The organism is Caloranaerobacter longqiensis, assembly GCF_050286925.1.
GTDB lineage: Bacteria > Bacillota > Clostridia > Tissierellales > Thermohalobacteraceae > Caloranaerobacter.
The window spans coordinates 77,858-85,208 of the sequence record NZ_JBFWFX010000010.1; the positions used below are offsets into that span (position 1 = coordinate 77,858).

General features: G+C 30.1%; 5 protein-coding genes and 1 riboswitch. Of the genes, 2 read left to right on the forward strand and 3 right to left on the reverse strand.

The genetic code is table 11. The annotated features are described in order from the left end of the window. The first annotated feature begins 9 nt into the window (after positions 1 to 9). Entirely contained in the window at positions 10 to 1,437 is a 1,428-nt protein-coding gene (locus AB4Y15_RS09530; RefSeq protein ID WP_427340057.1) for a two-component system sensor histidine kinase NtrB, read from the forward strand. Positions 1,438 to 1,469: 32 nt separating this feature from the next. Here the strand turns inward: AB4Y15_RS09530 and hcp are convergent, their stop codons facing one another. The 3 genes from hcp to AB4Y15_RS09545 all read right to left on the reverse strand — a co-directional run bounded on the left by hcp (position 1,470) and on the right by AB4Y15_RS09545 (position 5,230). Continuing rightward, complete coding sequence (gene hcp, locus AB4Y15_RS09535; RefSeq protein ID WP_427340059.1) at positions 1,470 to 3,116, reverse strand: hydroxylamine reductase; 1,647 nt, start codon at positions 3,114 to 3,116, stop codon at positions 1,470 to 1,472. A gap of 129 nt (positions 3,117 to 3,245) precedes the next feature. Further along, the gene (locus AB4Y15_RS09540) at positions 3,246 to 3,509 is read right to left on the reverse strand and encodes a CPF_0552 family protein (RefSeq protein ID WP_427340061.1); all 264 of its coding nucleotides are present in this window, start codon (positions 3,507 to 3,509) and stop codon (positions 3,246 to 3,248) included. An 89-nt stretch (positions 3,510 to 3,598) separates the two neighbouring features. Beyond that, positions 3,599 to 5,230: an MBL fold metallo-hydrolase RNA specificity domain-containing protein gene (locus tag AB4Y15_RS09545; RefSeq protein WP_427340063.1), complete on the reverse strand. Its 1,632-nt coding sequence runs from the start codon at positions 5,228 to 5,230 to the stop codon at positions 3,599 to 3,601. A gap of 206 nt (positions 5,231 to 5,436) precedes the next feature. Next, positions 5,437 to 5,615, forward strand: a riboswitch (cobalamin riboswitch). Positions 5,616 to 5,718: 103 nt separating this feature from the next. Between AB4Y15_RS09545 and cobT the strand changes: the two genes are divergently transcribed. Then, positions 5,719 to 6,765, forward strand: coding sequence for a nicotinate-nucleotide--dimethylbenzimidazole phosphoribosyltransferase (gene cobT / locus AB4Y15_RS09550; RefSeq protein ID WP_427340064.1), 1,047 nt, complete (start codon positions 5,719 to 5,721; stop codon positions 6,763 to 6,765). Positions 6,766 to 7,351 lie beyond the last annotated feature (586 nt).

The window sequence follows — 7,351 nt, forward strand, 5'->3', positions numbered from 1 at the left end:
AGAATTAAAATGAAGAGATTTAATAAAAAAGAAATAATGGATATTATTTTTATTAGTATAAGTATTGTGATTATAACAATGCTTCACTATTCAATTATACCAGCTAGATGGGATATACACGATTTTCACAGGAGATTGTTTTATATTCCTATAATAATTTCTTCATTTAAATTCAGATTAAAGGGAGGTCTATTTACATCAGTAATAGTTTCTATTTTATATGTTACGCCTTTAATCTTTCCAGAGATATTATCATTAGAGAAAATAAATATGTCTATTTTAAATCATTTTTTAGAAATAATTATGTTTGTTTTTATAGGCACGGTTACTGGATTTTTAGTTGAAGCAGATTTTAAAAAGAAAAAGATATTGGAGATACAAATTAGAAAATTGACCGATCTTGAAAATTTTACTCAAAATATATTAGATAGTATAACTAATGTTCTTATAGCAGTTGATAAAGATTTAAAAATACAATTGATAAATAAAGAAGGAAGAAAATTGTTAGATTTAGATGAAACATGTATAGGGAAAGGATTAGATATTCTATTTACAGAGTATGATAAAATTGAAAAAATACTAAAAGATGTACTGGCTTTTGATAAAAAAGTGAATATCGTTACTAAGTGTAATTCAAAAGATAAAACTAATATTTATGTAAAATTATTTGCTTATCCATTGCATAATATTCTAAATAAAATAGAGGGAGTTGTTATTGTACTTGAGGACATCTCGGAGATTAGGAAATTGGAAAATCAAGTGAGAAGAGCAGAAAAACTATCAGCAGTTGGACAACTTGCGTCTGGTATTGCTCATGAAATAAGGAATCCATTAGGGATTATAAAGACTATATCTCAGACTGTAATTAAAGATATAGAAGATGCTGAAATAAAAGAGGGGCTTGAAATTATAGTTCATGAAGTAGATAGAGCTAATATGGTAATTAAAGGATTGTTGGATTTTGCTAAACCTAATGTAAATCAGATTAAAAACCAAAGCATAGATAAACTTATAAAAGAAGTAATTATGCTTACTAAAAAGTATGCTCAACAACATGATGTTAAAATTATTTATACGTCTGAAGTAGACATAGAAATATTAATAGATTCAGAAAAAATAAAACAAGCTTTTATAAATGTTATATTCAATTCTGTGCAAGCAATGCCTGAAGGAGGTTATTTAAACATAAGTTTAAATATAAAAGATGGTTGGGTTAAGGTGTCATTTGAAGATAATGGCACAGGTATACAAAGAAATGAACTTGAAAAAATATTTGAACCATTTTATACAACTAAAGATACTGGAACTGGGCTTGGATTAGCTATAACTCATAGAATTATTGATGAACATGATGGATATATTGAAGTTTCTAGCAAACCAGGAACTGGTACAAAATTTGATATTTTTTTACCAATTAAAACTATAACTTCTAAATAAAAAGGCTATCTCGATAGAGATAGCCTTTTTATTTAGCCTAATATTTCTTTCATATCAGCTTCTGCATTTGAAATAGGTTTTATATTGAACTTATCAACTAATACTTGTAATACGTTTGGTGAAATGAATGCTGGTAAAGTTGGTCCAAGATAAATATTTTTGATATTTAATGATAATAATGTAAGAAGAATACATACTGCTTTTTGCTCATACCATGATAGTATCATTGATAGAGGTAGTTCATTTACATCACATTCAAAAGCATCTGCAAGAGCAACTGCTATTTTTATAGCTGAATAAGCGTCATTACATTGACCTACATCCAATAATCTTGGGAATTCTCCAATTTTACCAAAGTCTTTTTTATTAAATCTATATTTTCCACAAGCTAATGTTAAAATTATTGTATCCTTTGGTGTTTTTTCAGCAAATTCAGTATAATAATTTCTTCCTGGTCTAGCACCATCACATCCACCTATTAAGAAGAAGTGTCTGATATCACCTTTTTTTACAGCCTCAATAATTTTATCAGATAGGCTTAATACCGTATTATGTCCAAATCCTACTAAAATTTTCTTTTCTTCTTCGTCTTCTTGCCAACCACCAAGCTCTAAAGCTTTTTCTATTAAAGGTGTAAAATCTTTTTTACCATTTACTTCTTCTATATGAGCTACATCTGGCCAACCTACTATGCTAGTAGTAAAAATTCTGTCTTTATAGCTGTCTCTAGGTTTTTGTAAACAGTTTGTTGTCATTAATATTGCACCAGGTATGTTATCGAATTCTTTTTGTTGGTCTTGCCATGCACCACCGTAGTTACCAACTAAATGCGGATATTTTTTAAGTTCAGGATATGCATGAGCTGGTAACATTTCTCCGTGAGTATAAATATTTATACCTTTACCTTCTGTTTGCTCAAGAAGTTCTTTTAAATCTTTTAAGTCGTGACCAGAAACTATTATGAAAGGTCCTTTTTTCTTAGTTATTAATACTTCAGTTGGTTCAGGATTACCATAGGCACCAGTATTAGCACTATCTAATAATTCCATACACTTGAAGTTAACTTGACCTAATTCCATATTTAGATTAAATAAATCATCTATAGTTAAATTATCATTTAAAGTAGCAGCTAGTCCTTTATAGAAGAAATTATTTACAGTCTCATCAGTTTTACCTAAAACATAAGCATGGTGTGCATATGCAGCCATTCCTTTTAAACCATAAATAAGTAGTTCTCTAAGTGAACGAATATCTTGATCTAAGTCTTCATCAGCCATTATTCCAACTTTTTTTGCATCATTTATCATTTCTTCTTTTGTTGAAGGTACTTTGTAACTTGCAGCGTCTGGAATAGGTCCTTCAATATCTCCAGCTAATTCTTTAAGATTTTCTTTTACTTCAGCAGCTTTCTTAATATATTCAACAAATCTTTCGGCATCAAAGTTAACATTAGTTAAAGTAGCAAACATTGCATCCATAACAAACTTATGAATTTCTTCATCAATTTTTTTGCCTTTTTCTAATGCTTTCTGCCCATAAAAACCTATTCCTTTTAGTAAGTAAATAAGTAAGTCTTGTAGAGCTGCAACTTCTGGGTCTTTTCCACAAACACCTATTTTAACACAACCTTTTCCACCTGCTGTTTGTTCACATTGATAACAAAACATTTGATTATCCATAACTAACCATCCTATTGTCTTTCTTTAATTATAATATACCCAAAATTTAAAAATAATTCAGTGATTTGAATCACAAAAAGAAAAAACCTTCTATTAGCTTGACTAATAGAAGGTTTGATTGATATAAGATTAATAAGAGAAATCCATTTTTCTAACTACAACGCCATTTATCGCACTTAATTTTTCTTCTAATTCATTACATTTATCACCACAATTATTAATTAATTCAAGTAGTATTAATCCTTTTTCTGTACAGTTATTATTATCTTCTGCTTGTTGATGTAGACCTAATCTAGTTTTAATAATACATCCGTAATCAGTCAATATTTTTTGTACTTCAGATACTTCCTCGAAACGATTGTCAATTTGCAGACCTAAAATTATTTTTGACATATTATCCCTCCATATATATTTTTTTAATTTTATCATAATATTATCAAAAAACTATTTTTTTAAACATAGTTTGAATATAAACATACATATTAATCTCCTAAAAGAATACTGATATCTAGTAATTTCTGCTGTAATTCTATAAGTTTATTTTTCAATTTATCATAATCTTTTTTCAATATCTCTTCATCAATAATTTTTTCAGTATTAGCAATTAAAACTTCAAACTGATTATATACTTCTTGTAGTTCTTTTTTAATGTTTTCTTTCTTTTTAAGAGGTTCTAATATTTCACCATGATAAACTTTTGCTTCATTGTCTTTAAATTCATAAATATATCCCATATTTGGTATGATAGTATCGACTTTGTAGGTTTCTTTAATTAATTCTGCTAATTTTTTGGCTGATTGCTCTTCACCGTGAACTACAAAGACTTTTTCGGGGAATTTTTTGAAACCTTTTAACCAATCCATTAGACCTTTTTGATCAGCGTGGCCAGAGAAACCTTCAATACTATATATTTCTGCTAAAACGCTTATTTCTTCTCCTAATATTTTGACTTTTTTTGCACCATCTTTGAGCATTCTGCCTAAAGTACCTTCTGCTTGATAACCTACAAATATAACACTATTTTCTTTTTTCCAAAGATTATGCTTAAGATGATGCCTAATTCTACCAGCAGTACACATTCCACTAGCTGAAATAATGACTTTTGGATAATTATATTCGTTTAGTCTCATAGATTCTTTTTGGTCGTTAATAAAATAAAGATTTTCAAATTCAAACGGATTATCTCCGCTTAGTATGAGTTTTTTGGTTTCATCATCAAAACAATATGGATTGTCTTTAAAAACTTGAGTAGCTGAAACTGCCATTGGACTGTCAACATAGATAGGTATTTTTTTATATGTTTCCATGATGTCTAAATTCTCATAATAATTGTTTAATTCATAGATTAATTCTTGAGTTCTTCCTACAGCAAACGAAGGTATAATAACTGTACCGCCTCTAGATACGGTTTTATCTATTATTTCTATTAATTTATTAGTCCTTTCAGCAACGCTTTCATGTAATCTATCGCCATATGTTGATTCTATAATTAAATAGTCTGCTTCTTCTATAAGTTCTGGGTCTCTTAGTATAGGTTTGTTTTTCATTCCTAAGTCGCCAGAATAAACTATTTTCACTGTTTTGTTTTTTTCTGTAATCCATAATTCTATTATTGAAGAACCAAGCAGATGACCAGCATCTCTAAATCTGACTTGGATATTTTCGTTTAGATTAATTTTTTGATTATATAAAACAGGTTTAAAGTAGTTTAAACTTATATTAGCATCTTCTACCGTATATAGAGGGTTAATAGGAGCTTTACCGGCACGTATACGTTTCCTGTTAAGCCATTTTGTATCTGATTCTTGTATATGACCACTATCTAATAGCATGATTTTACATAAATCATAAGTAGCTTTTGTACAAATTATTTTACCTTTAAAGCCTTCCTTTACTAATTTTGGAATTCTACCACTATGGTCTATATGAGCATGACTAAGCAAAACAAAATCAATTTCAGAAGGATTATATTCAAAATCCTTGTAATTTAGTTTTTCTAGTTCTTCACTACCTTGGAACATACCACAGTCGATTAAAATTTTGTATTTATCTGTTGTAATTAAGTGATTAGAACCTGTTACAATTTCAGCAGCTCCATAAAAATGTATTTTCATTCCCACTCCTCCTAACTCTGTTGTGTTGTTTGTCCAATTGTAAACCGTTTAATATATAAAATATATACCCATTTATTTCTACATAAAAAAACAAAAATCCTCTTTAGGGACATAAATCTAAAGTAGAATAGATAAAAATAGAAAAATTTATTAGTATTTAGCAGGAATTTTTTGAAATACATAGAATATATCCTTTTAGTATACAAATTAATATAAAAATTATAGGTGCCCGTTTAGGGAGAATAGGGAATGGAGTGGAAATCTCCAGCGGACCCGCCACTGTGAAGGTGAGCCTTTAAACATGATGCCACTGGATATTAATCTGGGAAGGCGTTTAAAGGTGTTGAACCTGAGCCAGGAGACCTGCCTATAATTTACATAAAACTCATGGATGATGGTAAAGTTCATGGTTTGTTTGTCATGCACAAATAAACTATGAACTTTTTTAGTTATAAGAAAATAAATATAGAAAAGAAGGGGGACAAAATATGGATTTATTAAAACAAACTATTAGTAAAATTGGAGAACTCGATAAGGAAGCTATGGCAAAGGCAAAAGAAAGGGTGGATAATCTTATTAAACCGCCCGGGAGTTTAGGAAGATTGGAGGAGATAGTCATTCAGCTTGCAGGAATAACGGGGGAACTTTATCCAAAGGTAGATAAAAAAGTGGTTATAGTTATGGCAGCAGACCACGGCGTTTTTGAAGAAGGAGTTGTAGTATTTCCGCAGGAAGTAACAGAAATTCAAACTAGAAATATGGCAAGAGGGGTAACAGGAGTTTGTGCATTAGCGAAACAAGCTAGAGCTGATGTAGTACCTGTAGATATAGGTGTGAAGGTAGATATAGATGAGATTGGAATAATAAGTAGGAAAGTAAAGTATGGAACAGATAATATGGCTAAAGGGCCTGCTATGAGTAGAGAGGAAGCCATAAAATCTTTAGAAGTTGGAATACAAGTTGCTGAAGAACAGATTAAAAAAGGAAAAAATATTTTGGCAACTGGAGAAATGGGAATATGTAATACCACTCCAAGTGCGGCGATTGTTTCGGTTATATGTGGATATGATCCTTTTGAAGTAACGGGAATAGGAGCTAATTTTCCAGTAGAAAGACTTGAATATAAAGCTGGAGTAGTGAAGAGAGCTATAGAAATAAATAATCCTAATCCGAAGGATGGGATAGATGTTCTTGCTAAAGTTGGAGGGCTTGAAATAGGCGGAATGGCTGGAGTGATGCTTGCGGGAGCAGCTAATAGGGTGCCGGTAGTGATAGATGGATTTATTTCTCTGGCAGCTGCTCTTATAGCATGTACTATAGAGCCTAAAACTAAAAATTTTCTTATACCTTCCCATGCATCGAAGGAAAAGGGAGCAGTATATGCAGCAGAGTTTCTTGGACTAAAACCAATGCTTTACATGGATATGAGACTTGGAGAAGGAACGGGGGCAGTACTTGCTTTAAATTTAATTGAGGCAGCTACGTATATGAATAATGAAATGATTACGTTCGCTGAAGCCGGGATACCAGTATAAAGATACAAGGGGACGGTTTTTTGTTTCCTTTTTATTTCTATCAGGATGTAGTAGAACTATTTTGTGTTACTAATATTATCTTCTAGATATAGATTTTAAATAAAATATAGATGAGCATAGTTTCTAACACTTTTTAAAGTTAGAAACTATGCTTTATTTAATTTTAAACTATTTTACTTTTATATAAAACCAATCATATAAAAATAAAGAATATTTGATATTCCATATATATATTATATAATCTATATTAGATAATATAAACAATTATAGTTTTTTAAATGGTTGCAGGTTTTTACAAAAGATAAGACTAATAAACAGGTTTTAAAATTCCACATAGTTAAATACTCTAGAGACGAAAGAAATTGTTTGTATGTATGGGATAGTGTTAGCAAGAGTACTATAATAGAGGTGTTGTATTTAATGTATAATATATGGATATCAGCAAAAATAATTAGTTCATCAGAAAATCCACTTGCAAATATATATAAAAGTTATGATTGGTGGGAGAAGGCTATATCTATTGCATTAAAGACGGCAGATAGATATGAGTTCAGACTTTGGCCAGATGATGTAAAATCGATAGAAG